19 protein-coding genes and 1 tRNA gene are annotated in these 20,744 nt (G+C 66.8%); 10 read left to right on the top strand and 10 right to left on the bottom strand.

What is annotated here, in order from left to right:
• Positions 1-92: 92 nt before the first annotated feature.
• The gene (locus QQA13_RS11990) at positions 93-2,990 is read right to left on the bottom strand and encodes a TonB-dependent receptor (RefSeq protein WP_108470774.1); all 2,898 of its coding nucleotides are present in this window, start codon (positions 2,988-2,990) and stop codon (positions 93-95) included.
• A gap of 431 nt (positions 2,991-3,421) precedes the next feature.
• On the opposite strand from QQA13_RS11990, the gene QQA13_RS11985 reads away from it, so the two are divergent.
• Together QQA13_RS11985 and QQA13_RS11980 are read left to right on the top strand one after the other, a co-directional pair.
• The gene (locus QQA13_RS11985; RefSeq protein WP_108470773.1) at positions 3,422-5,044 is read left to right on the top strand and encodes an alpha-glucosidase family protein; all 1,623 of its coding nucleotides are present in this window, start codon (positions 3,422-3,424) and stop codon (positions 5,042-5,044) included.
• Positions 5,023-6,030 carry an alpha/beta hydrolase gene (locus QQA13_RS11980; protein ID WP_199909803.1) on the top strand — a complete coding sequence of 336 codons (1,008 nt, stop codon included), beginning with the start codon at positions 5,023-5,025 and terminating at the stop codon, positions 6,028-6,030. The genes QQA13_RS11985 and QQA13_RS11980 overlap by 22 nt, the downstream gene beginning before the upstream one ends.
• A 155-nt stretch (positions 6,031-6,185) precedes the next feature.
• Here QQA13_RS11980 and QQA13_RS11975 read toward each other — a convergent pair whose 3' ends face one another.
• Positions 6,186-7,838, bottom strand: coding sequence for a M28 family metallopeptidase (locus QQA13_RS11975; RefSeq protein WP_108470772.1), 1,653 nt, complete (start codon positions 7,836-7,838; stop codon positions 6,186-6,188).
• Positions 7,839-7,921: 83 nt separating this feature from the next.
• Here QQA13_RS11975 and QQA13_RS11970 point away from each other — a divergent pair, with 83 nt between their 5' ends.
• Positions 7,922-9,235 carry a glycosyltransferase family 9 protein gene (locus tag QQA13_RS11970; RefSeq protein ID WP_234411266.1) on the top strand — a complete coding sequence of 438 codons (1,314 nt, stop codon included), beginning with the start codon at positions 7,922-7,924 and terminating at the stop codon, positions 9,233-9,235.
• A gap of 43 nt (positions 9,236-9,278) precedes the next feature.
• Here QQA13_RS11970 and QQA13_RS11965 read toward each other — a convergent pair whose 3' ends face one another.
• Complete coding sequence (locus tag QQA13_RS11965) at positions 9,279-9,713, bottom strand: PepSY domain-containing protein (protein WP_108470770.1); 435 nt, start codon at positions 9,711-9,713, stop codon at positions 9,279-9,281.
• A gap of 188 nt (positions 9,714-9,901) precedes the next feature.
• Between QQA13_RS11965 and QQA13_RS11960 the strand changes: the two genes are divergently transcribed.
• Positions 9,902-10,441 (top strand): FHA domain-containing protein, encoded by a 540-nt coding sequence (locus QQA13_RS11960; protein WP_234411265.1) that lies wholly within the window; start codon positions 9,902-9,904, stop codon positions 10,439-10,441.
• Complete coding sequence (locus QQA13_RS11955; protein WP_108470961.1) at positions 10,438-12,144, top strand: protein kinase domain-containing protein; 1,707 nt, start codon at positions 10,438-10,440, stop codon at positions 12,142-12,144. Before QQA13_RS11960 ends, QQA13_RS11955 begins: the two co-directional genes overlap by 4 nt.
• Before the next feature lie 8 nt (positions 12,145-12,152).
• On the opposite strand, the gene QQA13_RS11950 is transcribed toward QQA13_RS11955, so the two are convergent.
• Both QQA13_RS11950 and QQA13_RS11945 read right to left on the bottom strand, forming a co-directional pair.
• Complete coding sequence (locus QQA13_RS11950) at positions 12,153-13,055, bottom strand: LysM peptidoglycan-binding domain-containing protein (RefSeq protein WP_159082160.1); 903 nt, start codon at positions 13,053-13,055, stop codon at positions 12,153-12,155.
• 25 nt (positions 13,056-13,080) lie between these two features.
• Positions 13,081-13,359 (bottom strand): hypothetical protein, encoded by a 279-nt coding sequence (locus QQA13_RS11945; RefSeq protein WP_108470767.1) that lies wholly within the window; start codon positions 13,357-13,359, stop codon positions 13,081-13,083.
• A 348-nt stretch (positions 13,360-13,707) separates the two neighbouring features.
• Here QQA13_RS11945 and QQA13_RS11940 point away from each other — a divergent pair, with 348 nt between their 5' ends.
• Together QQA13_RS11940 and QQA13_RS11935 are read left to right on the top strand one after the other, a co-directional pair.
• Positions 13,708-14,082 carry a terminase gene (locus QQA13_RS11940; RefSeq protein WP_108470766.1) on the top strand — a complete coding sequence of 125 codons (375 nt, stop codon included), beginning with the start codon at positions 13,708-13,710 and terminating at the stop codon, positions 14,080-14,082.
• Between the two features lie 85 nt (positions 14,083-14,167).
• Positions 14,168-14,890, top strand: coding sequence for a zeta toxin family protein (locus QQA13_RS11935; protein WP_199909802.1), 723 nt, complete (start codon positions 14,168-14,170; stop codon positions 14,888-14,890).
• Between the two features lie 312 nt (positions 14,891-15,202).
• On the opposite strand, the gene QQA13_RS11930 is transcribed toward QQA13_RS11935, so the two are convergent.
• From QQA13_RS11930 to ftsY, 5 genes are all read right to left on the bottom strand, one after another.
• Positions 15,203-15,278 (bottom strand) — tRNA-Phe (locus QQA13_RS11930).
• 82 nt (positions 15,279-15,360) lie between these two features.
• Complete coding sequence (locus QQA13_RS11925; protein WP_108470765.1) at positions 15,361-15,639, bottom strand: oxidative damage protection protein; 279 nt, start codon at positions 15,637-15,639, stop codon at positions 15,361-15,363.
• Between the two features lie 50 nt (positions 15,640-15,689).
• Positions 15,690-16,751, bottom strand: a complete 1,062-nt coding sequence (gene mutY / locus QQA13_RS11920) for an A/G-specific adenine glycosylase (RefSeq protein ID WP_108470764.1) — start codon at positions 16,749-16,751, stop codon at positions 15,690-15,692.
• The gene (locus tag QQA13_RS11915) at positions 16,748-17,815 is read right to left on the bottom strand and encodes an AsmA family protein (protein WP_108470763.1); all 1,068 of its coding nucleotides are present in this window, start codon (positions 17,813-17,815) and stop codon (positions 16,748-16,750) included. Before QQA13_RS11915 ends, mutY begins: the two co-directional genes overlap by 4 nt.
• A 23-nt stretch (positions 17,816-17,838) precedes the next feature.
• On the bottom strand, positions 17,839-18,978 hold the full coding sequence (ftsY, locus tag QQA13_RS11910) for a signal recognition particle-docking protein FtsY (protein WP_108470762.1): 1,140 nt from the start codon (positions 18,976-18,978) through the stop codon (positions 17,839-17,841).
• Between the two features lie 89 nt (positions 18,979-19,067).
• On the opposite strand from ftsY, the gene rsmD reads away from it, so the two are divergent.
• From rsmD to QQA13_RS11895, 3 genes are read left to right on the top strand one after another with little or no spacing between them, the layout of a single operon-like run.
• Positions 19,068-19,649: a 16S rRNA (guanine(966)-N(2))-methyltransferase RsmD gene (gene rsmD / locus QQA13_RS11905; RefSeq protein WP_108470761.1), complete on the top strand. Its 582-nt coding sequence runs from the start codon at positions 19,068-19,070 to the stop codon at positions 19,647-19,649.
• 27 nt (positions 19,650-19,676) lie between these two features.
• Positions 19,677-20,228 (top strand): pantetheine-phosphate adenylyltransferase, encoded by a 552-nt coding sequence (gene coaD, locus QQA13_RS11900; RefSeq protein ID WP_234411264.1) that lies wholly within the window; start codon positions 19,677-19,679, stop codon positions 20,226-20,228.
• A complete protein-coding gene (locus tag QQA13_RS11895) occupies positions 20,221-20,724 on the top strand; it encodes a hypothetical protein (RefSeq protein ID WP_108470759.1) in 504 nt (167 codons plus the stop codon). The genes coaD and QQA13_RS11895 overlap by 8 nt, the downstream gene beginning before the upstream one ends.
• The last annotated feature ends 20 nt before the right edge of the window (positions 20,725-20,744 follow it).

Here is a 20,744-nt window from a genome sequence, read left to right as displayed (position 1 = left end):
CGCCGCCGTCGTTGCAGCGGCGCGGGTCATGAAAAAAAAGCCCCGCTGAAAAGTACGCAGCGGGGCTTCATGGGGAGGTACGTCAATACGACTTACTGGAACTTGTACGACACGCCGATATCGTAGCGACGGCCGTAACGCTCCCACGTCAGTACCTGGCGGGGGTCGTTGTTCTGGAACGTGATGAACTTCTTGTTGGACAGGTTGGAGCCCTGCACGATGAAGGTCAGGCCCTTCAGGCTGCCGCTGTCGAAGCCGTAGCTGATCTGGGCGTCGTAGCTGCTGCCACCCTGGATGGTCTGCTCGATGCGGGAAGCGCTGATGCCCGACACCTCGCCCAGGAAGCTGGAACGGTAGCTGTCGCTGATGCGCGCCTCGAAGCCGCTGTGCTGGTAGTACAGCGTGGCGTTGGCGACCCACTTCGACAGGCCCGGCACGGTGATCGGATCGGGATTGCCGGCGAACACCAGCGAGCTCTTGGTGCGGTTGCCGGTGAGGATCGTGCCGAAGCCGTCGAGTACCGGCGTGACCACGTTGAACGGCAGGTTGAGGGTTACCTGGGCGCCCTTCACGTAGCCATGGCCGTCGTTGGTCGGGCCGGAGACGGTACCCTGGGTGGTGCCCAGCTGGGCCTGCTGCGCCGGCGTCAGGCCGAACGGCAGGAACGAGCTGAAGTCATACAGGTAGGCGGCGTTCGGGTTGATGTAGTCGCTCAGCTTCAGGTAGTAGCCCGACAGCGCGAAGTAGCCACCGCCGCTGCGGCACAGGTCGGAGTTTTTCGCGTCGTTGGAGTTGCACTGGTAGCCGTTGCCGCCGGAGAAGTAGTGCTCGTAGCTGACGTTGTAGTTGTCGGCCATGGTCGGCTTGAGCTTGGCGTTGCCGCCGGACGCGCTGAAGTAGGCCTGGTTCGGGTCGGTCGACGACAGATGCGTGATGTTGCCGCTCACCCCGAGGCTGGCGTTCATCTGGTCCATGCGCGGACGGGCCAGGGTGCGGGCGGCGCTGACGCGCAGGTCGTCATTGTCGGTGAAGCCGAAGATCAGGTTGGCGCTTGGCAGGTACTTGTTGTAGCTGGTGCTGCCCACCACCGGCAGCAACGTGATCGCGTTGCCGGTGATCGCGCTGCCCGGCGCCACGCGTTCACCGATGGCGCGCTGCGAGGTGTGCTGTGCCTGCACGCCGAAGTTGCCGCGCAGGCTGACGCCGCCCAGGTAGGTGTCGAGGTTGAACTGCACGAACGGGGTGAACGTCTTCTCGCGCACCTTCCAGTTCGGCGGCATCGACAGCGACGAGCCGAAGGTCGGCACCTGCTGCAGGGTACCGTTGTTGATCAGGTCGAACGGGTTGTAGCAGAGCTGCTGGCTCACGCCCATCCACGCCAGCGGGGAGCACGACGTGCCGCTGAACGGTGCCGTGGTGACTGCGCTGCCACCGCTGATGGTGCCACCGCCCAGGGTCAGGAAGCTCTGGTCGATGTGGTAGGTCTTGTCGCGGGTGCTGTGCGCCACGCCGAACTCCATGCTGGAGAACGGACCGCTGGAGAAGCTGCGTTCCACGCTTAGGCGCAGGTTGGCCAGGTAGTCCACGGTGTGCGGCGCGTTGATGAAGCCGGCCTGCACCACGTCGTTGCCGCCGCCCCAGCCCTGCGGGTCGGTCAGCACCACGCCGTTGGTGTAGTCCAGCGACGGGTTGACGTAGAGCAGCCCGTCGTTGCGCTCGACGAAGCCGAGCGTGTCGGTGGCGCCGTTGGAGGCGAAGCCGGTGCCGGAGTAGCTCTCGAGGTTGATGTCGCGGCGGGTGGCGCGCGAGTAGTTCGCGTCGAGGTCGGCCGTCCAGTTCTCGTTGATGGTGAACTTGTTGTCCCAGTTGAAGTTGTAGACCCGGGCGCTGGTGCTGTTGTAGTCGTTGCGGATCACCGGCTTGACGTTGCCGTAGGTGCCGGCGACGTCCATGCCGTTCTGCACCGTGCTACCCGGCTGCAGCTGCGCGGAGCTCCACCACAGCGGGAACTCCATGCCCTTGGCCTGCTGCACTTCCTTGAAGTTGTCGTAGGTCATGTCGACGGTGCCGGTGTACCACTCGGTCGGCTGCCACTGCACGGTGGCCAGCACGCCGCGGCGCTTCATGGTGTCGGAGATGCCGTAGTTCTTCGCACCGCCGATCACCGCGTTGCCGTTGTTGTCGCTTGGGTAGCCCCATGGTGCCTGGTGCTGGATCTGCGAGGGGTTGGATTCCATGTCCAAGCCCAGGGTGACGCCCAGGGTGTGGTCGGCGAACTGGTTCACCCACACGCCGTTGAGGTTGTAGCCCTTGTCGCTGACGCCGGGGCCGCTGGACAGCTGGGACGCGTCGTTCCAGATGTAGTGGGCATTCAGCGCGGCTTCCGGACCGTTCTTTTCCAGCGGGCGGATGGTGTGCATGTCGACGGTGCCGGCCAGGCCCTGGCCGATCAGCGAGGCCTCCGGGGTCAGGTGCACCACCACGTTGTCGAACCAGCTCGACGGGTACTGGTCGAACTGCACGTCACGGTTGTTGGACGTCGAGACCTGCTGGCCGCCGTTGACCAGCGCGGTGGAGAAGTCCGGGCCCAGGCCGTGGATGGTCAGCACCTGCGGACGGCCGCTGACGGTCTGCACGGCCAGGCCGGGCAGGCGGCCGAGGGTGTCGGCGATGGACACGCCGGGCAGCTTGCCGACCTGTTCGGCCGACACCGCCTCGACGATGGTGCTGGAGTTGCGCTTGAGTGCGGTGGAGTTCTCGATGCTGCTGACGAAGCCGTTCACTTCCACGGCCTGCAGCTTCTGCGCCTTGCGCTTGCCGTCGGCGTCCTTGGCGTTCTTGTCCGCCTTGTCGGTCGTTGACGGCTGGGCCTGATCTTGCGTGCTCTGCTGCTGGCTGGCTGACGGTGCAGTCCCGGCATAGGCCGTGGCGCACATGCCAAGGCAAACCGAGGCGATCGCCATTGCCAGCACGTTATGTTTCAGAACCATGTTCCCCTCCCACAAAGGTGTGTCGCCGTCGAATTCGATAATTGGGTTCCCCGCGCTTTCGTCGGCGACGACCGTCGGCAGGTGCGCTGCCGAGGTTTTCGGCGGCGTGATCGCATGGTAGGCCGGCGTTTCCGCAGCGAAGCATTTCCTGCATACGTATTCATGCCGGGTGCCATCGAACGTTTATGGCACTGCAGCATGAGGCATGTAGGAAACGGGCCATGCCAGCGCGAGCCGCGGTGCGGCTTGACATCCACTCGGGACGTATGCACGCGGACGAGGCACCCCGCAGGCGCGGCATGCCGCAGCTGCAGCACGAATGAATACGTATGCACACCCGTGCTGGTGGCGGCGGGGCTACGGCTAAGCTGGCCCGCATTCAACGACGGGCGATGGAACGCGCCCGCATCATGTCGTGGGGAACCGTTCAAATGACCGATGCACCCTGGTGGCGCGGCGCCGTCACCTACCAGATCTATCCGCGCAGTTTCCTGGACACCGATGGCGATGGCGTGGGCGACCTGCCGGGCATCATCGAGCGGCTCGACTACGTGGCCAGCCTCGGCGTGGACGCGATCTGGATCGCGCCGTTCTTCAAGTCGCCGATGGCCGACTTCGGCTATGACATCGCCGACTACCGCGACGTCGACCCGCTGTTCGGCACGCTCGCCGATTTCGACGCGCTGCTGGCGAAGGCGCACAAGCTGGGCCTGAAGGTGATGATCGACCAGGTGCTCAGCCACACCTCGGCCGAGCATGCGTGGTTCCACGAAAGCCGCGAGAGCCGCGACAATCCGAAGGCCGACTGGTACGTGTGGGCCGACGCGAAGGACGACGGCAGCGCGCCGAACAACTGGCTGTCGCTGTTCGGGGGCAGCGCGTGGCAGTGGGAGCCGCGCCGTGGCCAGTACTACCTGCACAACTTCCTGACCTCGCAGCCGGACCTGAATTTCTACCACCCCGACGTGCGCGCGGCGATCCTCGACAGCGTGCGCTTCTGGCTGGACAAGGGCGTGGACGGCTTCCGCCTGGATGCGATCAACTTCTGCTTCCACGACCGCGAGCTGCGCGACAACCCGCCCAAGCCGAAGGACAAGCGCACGGGTCGCGGCTTCAGCCCGGACAACCCCTACGCGTTCCAGTACCACTATTACAACAACACCCGGCCGGAGAACCTGGCCTTCCTCGGCGAGCTGCGCGCACTGATGGATCGCTACCCGGGCGCGGCCACGCTGGGCGAGATCTCCTCGGAGGATTCGCTGGCGACGATGGCCGAATACACCCGCCCCGGCCGCCTGCACATGGGCTACAGCTTCGAGCTGCTCACCGACGATTTCAGCGCGGCACACATCCGCGGCACGGTGCAGGCGCTGGAAGCGCAGATGACCGACGGCTGGCCGTGCTGGGCGATCTCCAACCACGACGTCGAGCGCGTGCTGACGCGCTGGGGCCGCGGCCACCCGTCGGCGCCGCTGGCCAACCTGCTCACCGCGATGGTCTGTTCGCTGCGCGGCTCGGTCTGCGTCTACCAGGGCGAGGAACTGGGCCTGACCGAGGCCGTGTTGCCGTACGAGGCGCTGCAGGATCCCTACGGCATCGCGTTCTGGCCGCAGTTCAAGGGCCGCGACGGTTGCCGTACGCCGATGCCGTGGAACGACGCCGATGCGCAGGCCGGCTTCAGCGGCGGCCTGCCGTGGCTGCCGGTGCCGGCGGAGCATCACGCGCTGGCGGTGAGCCGGCAGGAAGCCGACCCGCATTCGGTGCTGAACGGCTTCCGCCGCTTCATGCACTGGCGCCAGTCGCAACCCGCGCTGCGCTGGGGCGACATCGCGTTCATCGACACCGCCGAGCCGGTGCTGGCGTTCACCCGCCACCTGGACGGGCAGACCGTGCTGGTGGTGTTCAACCTGGCTGGCTCCGCCGTCGAGGTCGACCTGCCGGCAGCGCTCGGCACGTCGCAACCGCTGGATGGCCACGGCCTGACGAGCGGCCGTTTCGACGGCGGCCGCTTGCGATTGCCTGGCTACGGCGCATGGTTCGCTGGCGTGGCGTGACGACGATGAGTCGCCGCACGCTCCTGTCGTGGCTGCTGCCCGGCGTGCTGCTGCTTGCCGGTGGCGCGCCCGCCTTCGCTTCGGAGGCCGTCGCCGCCAACGAACCGGTGCAACTGCAGCTCGATGCATCGGCGTTCGCGCCGCAGCGGATCAAGCTGGCCGTCTATCTGCCGCCGGGCTACGCGCAGGCATCCGGCCGCCGCTATCCGGTGCTGTACGCGAATGATGGCCAGGACATGGCAGCGGTGGGCCTGCAAGCGACGCTGGCGCAACTGTATCGGGACAAGGCGATCGAGCCGGTGATCGTGGTGGCGATCCGCATGCTCGACGACCGCGCCAGCGGCTACGGCCTGTCCGATCGCGCCACGGCACGCAGCCTGGTCGGCGGTTCGCGGATCGGCCCGATCGGCACCCGTGCGCAGGACTATTCCGCCTGGGTCGCCACCGCGCTGGTGCCGTACGTGGACGCGCACTACCGCACGCGCCGGTCCGCGCGCGGGCGCACGATACTGGGCTGGTCGCTCGGTGCGTTGAACGCGTTCAACCTGGGCTGGCAGTACCCCGAGGTGTTCGGCCAGGTCGGCGCATTCTCGCCCTCGTTCTGGCTGGCCGCGGATCGCACTAGCGCCACCGCGGTGCAGCACACGCGGCTGGCGCAGGCGATGGTCGATCACGGCCACAAGCGCGCCGGTTTGCGCATGTGGTTCGCGGTGGGTACGGCGGAGGAAACCGATGATCGCGATGGCGACGGTGTCAACGATGCCGTCGACGACGTGCAGGATTTGCTGCAGGGCTATCGCGGCGCCGACGGCTTCCGTGCCCGTGGCCTGAGGCAGCTCGGTTATTCGATCAACCTGGATTACGCGGGACATCCGTCGCGCAGGGCGGATGCCTCGCTGTTCCTGTTGCAGGGTGGCGTGCACAACCAGGCGTCATGGCAGCGGATGCTGCCGCTGTTCCTGCGCTGGGCCTACGGCCGGCACTGACAATGATTCCTCCCCTGCTTGCCCCAGAAGGGACTTCCTTCGGTCGCAGGGGGGAGGTCAGGAGGGGGTTGCTCAGGGTAGCGAAGAAGATCAAGAGCCGACCCCACCCCAACCCTCCCCTGCAAGCAGGGGAGGGAGCACATCGACAGTGTGGCTTACTTGCGGTCGGCGGCGCTGGCGTCGCGGATGCCGCGGAACTCGGAGTCCTTGCTCCAGTCCGGCCACTGGTTGGAGTTCGCCAGGTCGTGGCCGACGGTGTAGAGCAACTGCAGGTCGCGCGCCATGCCGGTGAACGGCCAGCTGGCCTGCCACTCGTCGCCGGGCTGGTGGTAGCGCCTGGCGGTGTAGTCGTCTTCCGCCGCCTTGCCGGCCTTGATGCCACCGTCGACCCAGTCATTGCCGGAGCCGAACGACACCGCCGGCACACCGCGCTTGGCGAACGAGAAATGATCGGAGCGGAAGAAGTAGCCGGCTTCCGGTTTCGGGTCCGCGGTGTAGCTCATGCCGTACTGCTTCGCGTCGGCGATCAGGTCGTCCAGCAGGCCGAGCTTCGCGCTGCCGGAGATGGTGAAGTTGCGCGCCGGGCCGTGCGGGTCGAGCGCGTCCATGTTGATCACGCCCACGGTGGTGGCCAGCGGGTACAGCGGGTTGGCGGCGTAGTACTCGGAGCCGAGCAGGCCCTTCTCCTCGGCGGTGACGTTGAGGAACACCATCGAGCGCTCCGGGCGCGGCCCCTGCGCGAAGGCGCGGCCGAGTTCGATCAGCGCGGCGGTGCCGGTGGCGTTGTCGACGGCGCCGTTGTAGATGCGATCACCCCTGGCGTCGGGCGCACCGACGCCGAGGTGGTCCCAGTGCGCGCTGTAGATCACCGTTTGCTCCGGGTGCTTGCTGCCCTCGATGCGGCCGACGATGTTGTGCGAGGTGATCACGCTCTTGTTGACCTTGAAGCTGGCCGACAGGCTCTCGCCCTTCAGCGTCACCGGCTTGAACGCGCGCGTCTGCGCCTGTTTCTTCAGCGCGTCGAAGTCCAGCCCGGCGTGCTTGAACATCGCCACCGCCAGCTCGCGCTGGATCCACGCTTCCAGCTGCGGATGCGCGGCGGACGGCTGGTCGCGCACGATGTCGAACATCGTGTTGGTGTTGGAATTCTTCACCGTGGCCCAGCCGTACGAGGCCGGTGCGGTCTCGTGCACGATCAGCACGCCCAGCGCGCCCTTGCGCGCGGCTTCCTCGTACTTGTAGGTCCAGCGGCCGTAGTAGGTCATCGCCTTGCCGCCGAAGTCGCCCACGCCGGTCTCGAAATCCGGGTCGTTGATCAGCACCACCGCGATCTTGCCGTGCAGGTCGACGCCCTTGAAGTCGTCCCAGTGCCGCTCCGGCGCCTCGACGCCGTAGCCGACGAACACCAGCGGCGCGTTGGCGATCGCCACCGAGGTGGAGCCGTCCATCGGCGCGCGCACCGCGATCTGCTCGCCCTGGGTCAATGCTTCGTGGCTGTCGCCGAGGGTGAGCGAGAGCTTCGGCACACCGACGATCTCGCTGCGCAGCAGCGGCACCGCCTGGGTCCAGCTGCGCTTGCCGTCCTTGAGGTCGCCGCCGGGCTGCAGGCCCGCGGCCTTCATCTGCGCCACCACGTAGTCGATGGTCTTCGCCTCGGCCGGCGTGGCCGGGCCACGGCCCTCGAACGCGTCCGAGGCCAGCGTCTTCACTTCGGCGGACAGTCGTTCGGTGCTGAAGGTCGGTGTATCGGAGGCCTGCGCCGCGGCGCAGGCAGACATGATCAGGGCGCACAGGAGCAATCGCTTCACGGGCAGTCACCAGTTGCGGGGATGGGTCCGCCGATAGTAGTGAGGTCGGACGCATTGATCCATCCGTGGGTGGCGGGCCACCCGTGGCCGCATCGACCGGATGTTTTTCAACGCCCTTTCAGTCGTTGCGCCAGGCCGGCGGCCGAAGTGATGTCGTTGAATTCGAAAAGGGTTTCGAAAGGTGGCGCGTCGTACCGTACGGTAACCTTCCTGATCTTGCCCGGTTCCCGATGACTGACGTTGCAGAACTGCCGCAAGCCGGGCAGCCACACACCCATATCGTGGCGCGACGCCGGGATGTGTTGCGGCACCGGGCCATCGCGCTGTTCTTTGGCCGGCTGTTTGCGCTCACCGGCAGGCAGCTTTGCGAGCCGGGCCAGTTGCCGACGCGAGGCGTGCATCGCGTCTTGATATGCCGGCCCAATCACCGGCTTGGCAACACCGTGCTGATCAGTCCGTTGCTTGCGGAAGTCGAGGCGCTTTATCCGGGTGCTGAAATCGATCTCGTCAGTGGCGGCGACGCAGCCAGGGACTTGTTCACGAATCGCTTCCAGGTTCGCCGCATATTCAGCCTGCCACGCAAGATGGCGCGGCATCCGTGGCTGACGGTGACCCTGCTTCGGCAGCTGCGGCTGCATTCCTACGATCTGGCCATCGATGCCTGCAACGGTTCGCAATCCGGTCGGCTGCTGCTGGCCATGGTCAGGGCGCGTTTCAAAATCGGCTTCCCGGACGCCGGGGCGAACAGGACGTCGGCATGGCACGACCTGACCTCGCCGGAGCATCTGGCGCATCGAAGTGTTTTTCTGCTGCGCACGGCCTATGCCGGGAGAGTGGATCGGGAGTGTTTCTCGCTCAACCTGCGGCTGTCCGATGGCGAAAAGCAGCAGGCAGGCCAGGCTTTGGCTGCCATTCTCGGTGCATCGCAACAGCCGCCGGCACGACGCCGTGTCGTCGGCATTTTTGCCAACGCCACCGGTGCCAAGCGCTACGGCGAGGGCTGGTGGAAGCAATTTGTCGATGCGCTGCTGACACTGCAACCGGATGTGCTGATCGTCGATGTGGTGGCGGAGCACGGACAGACACAACTTGGCGGGGAATTCGCCTCCTATTACACGCGTGATTTGCGGCGACTGGCCTCGATGATCGCCAACCTGGACGGATTCATCAGCGCGGACTGCGGCGTGATGCACCTGGCCGTCGCCAGCGGCACGCCGACACTGGGCCTGTTCTCGGTCACCAGCTCCACAAAATATGCGCCCTATGGCCACGCCAACAAGGCTGTCGATACCCACGACATGAGCAGCGCCGCTGTCGCGAAGATTGCTTCGGACTGGCTCGACCTGACCGGGTCGTCCGTATCGCCGGCACTGCCCGTAACCGCGGGGCATTCCTGAGCTTTCCAGACCTTCCGCTGCCGCCGGCCGGGCCGCCTGCGCCTCAGTACGTGCCGATCACCTTGCCGCTGCTGGCATCGATCTTCAGCCTGACGCTGTTGCCGGCGGGGTTCCTGGCCCTGGCCTTCCACATGCCGTCCTCGAAGTCCACGTCGTGCACGTGCGTGTAGCCCTGGGTTTCCAGCGCCGCATGCACATCCTGCCTGCTCAGCTGGGACACCTGCTCGTCCGGATACACCTGGCCGGTCTTCGCGTCGATGCGCAGTTCCACCCGATGGCCGTTCGCGCTCCTTGCCTCGGCGTACCACATGCCGTCCTTGAACTTCAGGTCGTGCACCTTGGTGTAGCCCTGTGCGGTGAGCCGGCCCTGTACCAGCGGTTCGGTCATGGCCTGCTGCGCCGCGGCGGTGGTGGAGACTCCCAGCGCCAGCGTTCCCAGCGCCAGGGCAAGGGTCAGTGGAGCGAGCTTGTTGGTCATGGGGAAGTACCTCGTTGCCTGTGGGAAACCCGAGTCTTGAATCGCCCCATCCAACCTGCGGTGAACATGGGGTGCCAGCGGTGGCTGGCGTTCAGGCATGTGACGTACGCGTCAATCCTTTCCGGATGCGATGGCAGCGCCCTCGTGTCCGGCTATAGTGCCAACTGGTCCGGAAACATGGGGTTTCGATGAGCGATCGTGGTCAGGCACCGTTGAGCCGTTCCGGCGAACGATCTTCAGGACCGCAGGGCACCCGGTTTTTTTCCACCGAGGCGTTGCGGCAGTACATCAGCGACGCCGAGGGCGCGATGAATGGCCGGATCAGCGCGCGCGAACCGGTGCTGGAAGGCAGCAGCCCCGGCATCGAAGGACAACGCTTCATCCTTCGCCCGGGCCGGCAGGCGATCGGCCGCCGGGCCGACAACGAGATCGTCATCGACGACCTGAGCGTGTCCGGCAATCACGCCTGGATCACCAACCAGCAAGGTCGCTGCGTCATCGTGAATACGCTGTCCACCAATGGCACCTTCGTGAACGACCAGCGCATCCACGAAGTGGCCTTGCGCCACGGCGACCACATCCGGCTGGGGCAGGCGGAATTCGTGTTCCTGACCCGCGAACGCGACCTGCCGGAGCCCGCATCCCGGCGCTGGATCGGCATCGTCCTGCTGCTTGCCGCGCTGGGCGTGCTGGGTGCGCTGGCGTGGTGGTTGCTCGGGTCGCCGTGAGCGAGAGTCCCATGCCGCAGCAGGTCGGCCGCTACCGCATCGAGGGCGTCCTCGGCGAAGGCGCGATGGCCGTCGTCTATGCCGGTTTCGACCCGGGCATCGAACGCAAGGTGGCGATCAAGTGCCTGCACCGGGAGATTGCCACCGACCCCACCTACCGGCGCCGGTTCCAGGTCGAGGCGCGCGCGGCCGGCCACCTGACCCACCCGCACATCGTCACCATCTTCGACGTCGGCGAGACCGACGACGGCCGTTCGTACATCGCAATGGAGCGGCTCTCGGGCGAGACGCTGGCCAGCGCGGTCGCCCGCGAGGGCTTTCCGCCGCTGCCGGTGATCATCGAGCTGGTCGGGCAGCTTGCCGCGGCGCTCGACTATGCGCATGCGCGAGGCGTGCTGCACCACGACGTCAAGCCCGAGAACATCATGCTGGCCGACGGCTGGAGCTACGCCAAGATCAGCGACTTCGGCATTGCCGAACGGCGCGGCTCGCCGCGCGAGGCCGGCGGGGCGTCCGCGGAAATCGGCGGCACGCCGGCCTACATGGCGCTGGAGCGCCTGCGTGGCGAGCGCACCGACGCGCGCAGCGACCTGTTCTCGCTGGGCGTGGTGCTGTACTGGCTGGTCACCGGCAAGCTGCCGTGGCCGGACATCGGCAACGTACAGCAGCTGATCAAAAAGCGCCTGCGCTCGCCGCGCCCGTCAATCCGCCCGCGCGACCCGGCCACGCCGTCGATCCTGGTCAACATCGTGCGCACCTTGCTGGCGCCGGCGGCGGAGTCGCGCTACCAGCGCGGCGCGGAGGTCATCGACGACCTGCGCCTGGCCGCGCGCGAGTACGAGCGCGAACGCGAAAACCCGCTGGCGACCCGCATCATTTCATTGCGCCTGCGCTGGGCCGGCAGCCTGGGTGCGATCCTGAGCCTGGTGCTGGTGCTGGGGCTGGCCGCGATCTATGCCAAGCAGGGCAGCGCAGTAACCGGCGTGGCGCTGGATTTCGGCAGCTCGATGGGGCGCATGATCGCCAGCGAATCGGCCGAGAACCTGCTGCTCGGCGACCAGGCCGCCACCCGCGCGCTGGTCACCGACGTCTCGCGCAACCGGCAGATCCGCTACCTGGCGATCGCCGACCACGATGGCGGCATCATCGCCAGTACGCAGGCGCAGGAGGTCGGCCACAGGCTGTCCGCCCCGGATGGCACGGAGTACCTGCCGCGCCCGGATGACATCCAGAGCTATCTCAGCCGCACCGCGGGCGACCGCGAGCAGGGCGGCATGCTGCTGTTCGACGTGCCGATCCAGTACCAGGCCAAGACGGTGGGCGAGCTGCGCCTGGGCATCAGCAACGCGGCCCTGCGCGCGGCGCAGCGGACCACGCTGTGGGTGATCGTCAGCGTGCTGGTGCTGACCCTGGTGGCGGTCGTCGGCGCGGCTTTCTGGCTGTTCCGCCGGCCGCTCAACACGCTGAACCTGCTGGGCGATGCGATGCTGCGGGTGGCGCGTGGCGACTTTCGCCATCGCATCCGGCTGGCCCGTCGCGACGAGCTAGGTCGCCTGTTCGCCGCGTTCAACCTGATGAACGGCGCGTTGCAGGCCCGGCAGCACCGGTCCGGGGCGCCCACGCCGGCCGCCGCCGGCGAGGACGTCTCGCGGCCGACGCGGATCATGGCGACGGCCGGGGATGACGGCGCCGCCGAGTCCTGAGTCGTGGCTCAGTACTGCTTGAGCCGCTGCTGGAGCTCGCGGGCGCGGGTGCGGTAGACGATCGCCGGCTCATAGTCCGGCGCGATCGCCAGGATCCGGTCCCACAACGCGATGGCCTGGTCCAGCTGCTGGTCGCGGTACAGCACGATCGCGCGCTCGTGATACGAGTCGAGCAGCTGCTTCCGCAGCGCGGCTGCGCCGGCTCCGGCTGGCTTCAGCTGCGGATCGATGGTCAGTGCCTGGTCGAGACGGGCCAGTGCCTGGTCCTTGTGCCCCTGGCCGAGCAGGGACACGCTCTCGTCCTGCAACCGCCGCGCCGTCGTCGCCGGCGATTCGGCGCCACGCACGATCGCTGTCGGCATCGTCGTGGCAGCCGGCGCCGCGGCTGCGGAATCGCTGGCAGCAGACAGCGGCATGTGCAGCGTCTCGCCGACGCGCAGCCGCGACGGGTTGGTCGAGCCGTTGTAGCGGGCCAGGATCAGGAACTGGTTCGGGTCGCCGAGATAACGCTCGGCCAGGGTGCTGTAGGAATCGCCCGGCTGCACGACATGCGCGCGCCAGCGCTCGCCCAGCACCTGCTGCGGATCGGCGGTGAGCTGGCGCAGCATGGCCGGCGCGGCGCGGTCGCCCGGGTGCCGCTCCAGATACTGTCGCAGGGCCTTTTCGCCTTCGGCGTAGTGACCGGACTGGAGCCGACTGCCGATCGCGGCCAGCGTGGGCTCCCTGGAGGCACTTGCCGGTGATGGCGACGATGGAGTGACCACCACCGAGGAATGCCTGTCGCGCAGCGGGGTGCAGCCGCCTGCCCCCAGCGTGGTCAGGGCCAGCGCCATCAGCAGCACCCGTGTCCGCCACTGCCGGTTGGCAGCATCTGGCGGCAGGGCGCGGGTGTCGGTCGGCATGCTCATCATGTCTCGGTCCCTGGTCAGCATTCGTCTACGCCTTCCGCGTCCGTCGGGGTTTCGCCTGCGCCGCCGCAATCAGCTGCTGCAGGTAGGCAATGCCTTCCTCCTCCGGGAAGAACGCCACCACATCCGCCACGCTCAGTTCGTGCCGCTTGCGCAGCGCCAGGAACTCCTCCCGCGCCATCGCCAGCCGCTGCGCCGCCGCAGCCTTCTTGCCGAGCGGCTTGGCCGGCTGCTGTTGCTCGACCTTGCGTTCGAGCCTGGCGAGCTCTTCCTGGAACTGGCGGAAATCGTATTTCGGGGAGGTCATGGCATTGGCGAGACATCGATGGGTGGCCGATTCTCGCACGTGGCCCGCATGCGACGGTGAGTGATGCACGACGGGCCGCATGCAGCGATGTGTGCGGCCCGTTGCGTGTGTGGGGGTGAGGTGAAGTGAAGAGGGTCGCCGAGCATCGACCTACACCGGCGCCAGCAGCACGCGCGGCACGCACGAGCAACACCAACAGCACGCCCGATCCGCTGCCCAGCGCCCGCACCAGAATTTCAGAATTTCCAGCGGTGGGTAGGGACGGTCGAGAGTTGAAATGAACGCGCACCGGGACCGTTCGGGCACCTTTTTTCACGCGTCCCCAATTGAAATTTTTCGGAGGCATCCATGCCGCGCCAGCGCAAAGCAACGAACGTCCTGGAACTGAGCGGGGCGTTTGCCAAGAATCCGAACCGTCGCCGCGTCGATCCCGTGCCACACGGTCCGATCGGCAAGGCACCGAAACAAGGGCTGATCACCTTCGCGAAGGCGTGGGCCATGATCGTCGCGCAGTGCCCCGACGGCGTGCTCGCCGACCGGGATCGCGTTTGGGTAGAAGTGGCCTCCTCCCTGTTCGTCCAGTTCAGGGCCGACCCGGCGAACATGCACCCCGCCAAGCTGTCGCGCTTGACGGCCATGCTTTCGTCGCTGGGCATGTCCCCGGCCGACGCGTCGCGTGTCGTGGCGAAGCCGGTGGAAAAGGCCAATCCCTTCGCCGAGTGACGGGGATTGGCGGGCGCCTGCACGCCGTCGTGCCGCCCGCCGCTGCACGCTTGGCAGCTACGCTACACTGAGGCGGGAGGGGGAAATGAATCTGACGCCTGAAGACCAAGCTGTTGAGGATGCCGCTCTTGATTTCGTGAGCCAAAATCGTCGACGGATTGCTAGGCAGTTGACGGACCTTGCGATCTATCCCGCAGAGAGGGATCCCGTAGCGGTCTTTATGGCCGGCTCGCCCGGTGCAGGGAAAACTGAGGCTTCGCAAGCTCTCATCGAAAAACTGGGCGGGCCCGTTTTAAGGATCGATCCGGATGACTACCGCAAGCTCATACCCGGGTACACCGGCAAAAACTCAAACCTCTTCCAGAGAGCTGTCGGCAAGATTGTCGAGAAGGTTCTAGACGAAGCGTTTGGAAATAGGCAAAGCTTCATCCTTGACGGAACGTTGTCGAACTACGAAGTGGCGTTCAGAAACGTAAGCCGGGCTCTGACGAAGGGCAGGGTGGTTCAGATTTTGTATGTTTTTCAGGAACCTTGCCAAGCTTGGCGGTTCGTAAAGGATCGAGAGGCGTTAGACGGACGTAGCATTCCTGTAGGCGTGTTCATCGGTCAATACTTCGCGGCCCGAGATGTGGTAAACAGGTTGAAAGAGGAACTTGGAAGTAAGATAAAGGTCGATCTCATCATCAAGAACCTTGACGGTGGCAATCGAGTCTACGAAGGCAACATTCAAGCTATTGACGGTTACGTTAAAGAGACCTATGATGTTCGGTCCCTAAGCGATGCGCTAGGGATACTCAATGGGAGCTAGCATGTTCTTCGGAAATAAGAAGCTTGCGTCGACCCCCTTATCCGATTTCATTCGGAACGCTTCCTCGGCGGACAAGAAGCGTGTTTACAAGGAAGTGATCGAGAAATCGACGCAGGAACAGAGAAAGTTGATCGATACCGTGCGTAGCACTCAGCGGCGGCTTGTTCACGCCGGCTGACGCGGTGTGATGCGATTGTGTGGATGAAAGCCCCGTCTAAGAGCGGGGTTTTTTGTTGCCTGTGCTACAGCCTTACATAGGGCTTACACAAGAAAAAGCCCGCTGAGTGAGAGCGGGCTAAGTCTTTGTTTTCATGGTGGCCGGGGACGGAATCGAACCGCCGACACGGGGATTTTCAATCCCCTGCTCTACCAACTGAGCTACCCGGCCGGGAACCTGGCGATCAGGGGCTGCCGCGAAGCTTGCCGATGATGCGTGGAGCCGCGCATTAGACCGAATGCACGGCTTTTCGTCAAGACTCCAGGTCGGGCGGAGTGAATCCGGCGGCCTGGTCGACGTCGCCGCCGAACAGGAATTTCTCCATCTGTTCGCCGAGGTACTTGCGTGCTTTCGGGTCGAGCGGGTTGAGCCGGTATTCGTTGATCAGTGTGGTCTGGTGGGCCAGCCATTGCTGCCAGGCAGCTCTGGAAACCTCGGCGTAGATGCGCTGGCCCAGTGGGCCGGGCCAGGGGGCGAAGTCGAGGCCTTCGGCGTCGATGCCGAGCTTGGCGCAGTGGACGGTACGGCTCATGGTTCGAATCCTGATGGGACCACAATAATGGAGGCAGCTTGCCGTTCTGCTCAGGTGCTGTCGTTGATCTGCAGCAGGAGGCTGCGCACCGGTGCGGGCAGGCCGAGTGCGCCGAGTTCGCCGGCGCTGCACCAGCGCAGATGCGGATTATCGGCGATGCCGCCGCGTGCTGTCGCGCGGTCGAACAGCAGCGGCTCGATGTCGAGCCGGTAATGGCTGAACACGTGGGTGAACGGGGCAAGCGCCTGCGCGTCGTCGATCTGCGCGTGCTGCTGCGCGAGGCGCCAGGCGCTGCCCGGGTCGCCCGCTTCGGGCAGGCTCCACAGGCCGGACCACACGCCTTGCGGACCGCGCCGTTCCAGCAGCACGCGTCGATCATGGTCGCGCAGGATCAGCATCACGGTGGCGCGGGTGGGAATGGATCTGGTTGGCTTGCGGCTGGGCAGCTGCGCGGTGAGGTCGTCGCGATGGGCGATGCAGCCGGTGGCCAGCGGGCAGTCCCCGCAGCGTGGGCGCGAGCGCGTGCACAGCGTCGCGCCGAGATCCATGATCGCCTGGGTGTAGTCGGCGACGCGAGTTTTCGGCGTGTGCGTCTCGGCGTGTTGCCACAGCTGTTTTTCTACCGCGCTTTCGCCGGGGTGGCCGTGGATGCCGTGGTAGCGGGTCAGCACGCGCTTGACGTTGCCGTCGAGGATGGGAAAGCGCAGGCCGTGCGCCTGCGCCAGGATCGCGCCGGAGGTAGAACGGCCGATGCCGGGCAGTGCGCTCAATGCCGCGAAGTCGCGCGGCAGTTCGCCGCCGTGCCGTTCCACGCAGAGCTGCGCGGCGCGATGCAGGAAGCGCGCGCGACGGTAGTAGCCGAGGCCGGACCACAGCGCCAGCACGGTGTCCTCGTCGGCGGCGGCGAGCGCGCGCAGGGTGGGCAGCGCACGGACGAAGCGCTCGAAATAGCCGACCACGGTGGCGACCTGGGTCTGCTGCAGCATCACCTCGGACAGCCATACGCGGTAGGCGTCGCGCCGGCCGTCGTTGAGCGTGCGCTGCCAGGGCAGGTCCTTGCGGCCGTGCTGGTCGAACCAGCGCAGCAGGCGGGTCGCCAGGGCTGCGCTCATGGCTGTTTCTTGCCGGCGGGTTTCGCTGGCGCGGCTGCCGTCCCGGCCGGCGCGGGCACGGCATCGCCGGTGCTGATGGTGAGGCCTTCGATGCTGATGCCAGCGGCGTCGAGCTTCGCGATTTCCGCGTGGCCGCTGCCCGGCGGCACGCTCAATTGCGGCCCTTGCGGATTGCCCAGCTGGTTCCACCAGTGCGCCAGCGCCAGCGGCGGCAGGCGCAGGTCGGCGTGGTTGGCGGGGCCGTCGAGTTTCAGCGCGAGCAGCAGCGGGTTGTTCTGGTCGGCAGGGGTCAGCAGCAGCGAGATGTCGTACTGGCCGGCACTGGCCTGGTCGAGCTTGCCGGCAAGGCTGGCGGCGGCGTCGGCGGCGCCGTGCCAGCGCGCATTGCCGGTGAGCGCGAGCGTCATCGCGCTGCCCTGCGACAGGTGCAGGGTGATGTTGTTCAACTGCAGTGCATTGCCTTCGATGCGCGGCGTGGCGGACAGCCGCAGTTGCAGCGGCGTGCCGGTGGCGGTGACGGCGGACAGGCGCAGCGGGAACGGCTGGCCGGAAATCAGGCTGCCGGCTTCGAGCGAGACGTTGCCGAGCAGCACCTGGTTGCCACGCACCACGCTGCCGTGGCTGATGCTGACACCGGTGTCGATGCGCGGGATGTTCGGCGGCGCGCCCGCGGGCTGCGCGGGCAGGGCGGCGAGCCACTCCTGCAGCGCGTCGAGGTCGACCCGCGGCGATTCGATCTGCAGTTGCGAAATCACCGTGGGACCGCCGAGCACGGTATGCCACGGCAACGCCAGCTGGCCGTGCGCGGCCAGCAGGATCGGCGCGCTGGCGCCTGCGGCGTTGAGCGTGATGCCGTCCAGGTCCAGCGCCGGCCGCGGGAACAGGGTCGGGCTGGCCGGGCTGGCCAGGTTCAGTTCGAGCCCGGCGCTGCGTGCCTGGGTCTGCAGCATGCGGGTGAAGCGCTCCGGCTGCAGCAGCAGGTAGACGGCGATCACCGCGGCAAGCATCACCGTCAGCACGAAGCTGCCAAGTGCCAGCAGGGTCAGCCGCAGTCGGCGCGACATGCGTTCAACCTCGCCGTCGTGGTTCAGTCATGGTCGGGCGCCTCGCCACCGAGGCTGGCCGGCAGCAGGCCGTCGACGAACGCCTCGGCCTCGAACACGCGCAGGTCGGTGGCGGTTTCGCCCAGCCCCACGAAGCGGATCGGCAGGCCGAACTCGCGCGCCAGCGCGAACACCACGCCGCCCTTGGCGGTGCCGTCGAGCTTGGTCACGACCAGGCCGGTCACGCCCACGATCTGGCGGAACTGGCGTACCTGGTTGACCGCGTTCTGGCCGGTGGTGCCGTCGATCACCATCAGCACCTCGTGCGGCGCGTCGGCGTCGAGCTTCTTCAGCACGCGGGCGATCTTGCCCAGTTCGTCCATCAGTCCGCCCTGGGTGTGCAAGCGGCCGGCGGTGTCGGCGATCAGCACGTCAGCACCGCGCGAGCGTGCTGCCTGCAGTGCGTCGAAGATCACGCTGGCGGCGTCGGCGTCCTGCCCTTGCGAGATCACCGGCACGGCGTTGCGTTCGCCCCAGGTCTTCAGCTGCTCGACCGCGGCGGCGCGGAAGGTGTCGCCGGCAGCCAGCATCACCGCGCGCTTCTCGTCGCGCCAGCGGCGGGCCAGCTTGCCGATGGTGGTGGTCTTGCCGGCGCCGTTGATGCCGACCACCAGCACCACGAACGGCTGCCGGCCGCGCATGTCCAGCGGCTGCTCAACCGGCTTGAGCAGGGCCACCAGCGCCTGGCGCAGTGCGGCCAGCAGCGCCGGGGCGTCGGCGAACTCGCGCTTGTGCATGCGCTTGCGCAGGTTCTCGACCAGCTCGGTGCTGGCCTCGATGCCGACGTCGGCGGTGATCAGGGTGGTTTCCAGTTCGTCGAGCAGGTCGTCGTCGAGCCGGGGATGGCGCACGAACAGCGAGCCGAGGCTGCGCGCGAATACATTGCCGGACAACCGCTCGCGCCAGCTGCGCCGGGTCGATGCCGGTGTTTCGGTGGCGGCTTCGGCGGCGGGCGCCACGAAGCGCTCAGTGTCGGGCCGGGTTTCGGCGGGCGCGGGAATTTCCGCCAGCGCCTCGTGCAGGGTTCCGTCGCCGCTTTCCGGCACGCTGGCGTCGGCAGGTGCCTTGGCGGTGGCTTGCTGCGCGTCCTTGCCGGCAGGTTTCTTCTTCCAGAACTTGAGCATTGCGGCCGTGATTCAAAGACAATGGGCGGCATGCTAACACTCCAACCTGTACGGGCCGCTGAGGGTCTGATTGCCGAGGGTCCGGCGGCATGAACGGCGGGCGCAAGGCCGCAGCGGGGCGGATCCGCATCATCGGCGGCAGCCTGCGCAATTCGCGGCTCGACGTGCCGGATCTGTCGGGTCTGCGGCCTACCCCTGAGCGGGTGCGCGAGACCCTGTTCAACTGGCTGGCGCCGGTGATCGACGGTGCGCGCTGCCTGGACCTGTGCGCCGGCACCGGCGCGCTCGGCATCGAGGCGCTGTCGCGCGGTGCGGCCAGCGTGCAGTTCGTCGAGCGCGACGCGCGCGCGGCGCAGGCGCTGCGCGCGAACCTGGCGCGTTTGAAGACCGAAGCCGGCCAGCTGGCGGTGCTCGACGCGGGGCTGTTCCTGCAGGGCGCGGCGCACCCGTACGACCTGGTCTTCCTCGACCCGCCATTCGCGCTGGAGCTGTGGCCGGCGCTGGCGCGGCAGCTGGAGCAGGGCGGCTGGCTGGCTGCGCGAGGGTTGATCTACGTGGAATCGCCACGCGGCCTCGCGCCGGCGCTGCCGCCGAACTGGCAGCTGCACCGCGAAGGGCAGGCCGGCGAGGTGCGTTTTGCGCTCTATCGGCGCGCGCTTCCGTTAAGCTAGGGCCACAATCACTGCCGCTTCCGTCTCGTGAGCAAAACTTTGGGCAATTCGCGCCTGGCCGTCTATCCGGGCACCTTCGACCCGATCACCAACGGCCATACCGACCTGGTGGCGCGCGCCGCGCCGCTGTTCGACAAGGTGGTGGTGGCGGTGGCCGACAGTTCCAGCAAGGGGCCAGGCTTCAGCATCGGCGAGCGGATCACGCTGGCGCGGCTGGCGCTGGCCGACCTGCCGAACGTGGAGGTGCGCGGCTTCGACTGCCTGCTGGCCACCTTTGTCGAGCAGATCGGCGCCGGCGTGATCATCCGCGGGCTGCGCGCGGTGTCGGACTTCGAATACGAATTCCAGCTGGCCAGCATGAACCGGCATCTGATTCCGCAGGCGGAGACGCTGTTCCTGACGCCGGCGGAACAATACAGTTTCATCTCCTCGTCGCTGGTGCGCGAGATCGGCCGTCTCGGCGGCGATATCTCCGGTTTCGTGCATCCGGCGGTGCAACAGGCCATGCGGCAGCGCTGGCAGAAGAGCCGTTCCGGCTTCAACAAGCAACCCGAAACAGAAGGTGATAACCATGCGTAAGTTCGCTCTCATTGCTGCCGTCGCGCTGACCGCCAGCCTGGCCCTGAGCGCCTGCGGCAAGCACGAAGCCGCCGAGCAGGATGGCCAGCAAGCCAGCCAGCAGCTGACCAAGCCGACCGATCCGAACGATGCCAAGGCGTGGAACGCCTACCTCGGCCAGATCGTGCAGAACAACATGCAGGGCATGAAGGCCGACCGTCCGTACCCGTACCTGGTGCCGGGTGGCGATTCCGAGGAGGCGGTGGCCGGGCGCGCTCGCCAGCTGTCGAACGTGCAGGACACCGTGGCGCGCGGCGTGCTGCCGGGCAACATGCTGGTGTTTGCCGGCCCGGACTCGGCCAAGACCGCCGACCTGATCGCCGCGGCATTCAAGGATGCCAAGCCCGGTTCGTTCAAGGACGTGATCGTCCTGTTCATCGGTGCCCAGGCCGACCAGCAGCGCGTCGACGACGTGCTGAAGCCGACCGGCGCCACGGTCCGTTTCGTCGCGATGTAAGCGCGGTCGCCGCGCCGGCA

The sequence above is a fragment of the Rhodanobacter thiooxydans genome (assembly GCF_030291135.1).
Taxonomy (GTDB): domain Bacteria; phylum Pseudomonadota; class Gammaproteobacteria; order Xanthomonadales; family Rhodanobacteraceae; genus Rhodanobacter; species Rhodanobacter thiooxydans_A.
Note: the sequence above shows the minus strand (reverse complement) of the source record. Positions and strands in the feature narration are given on the sequence as shown.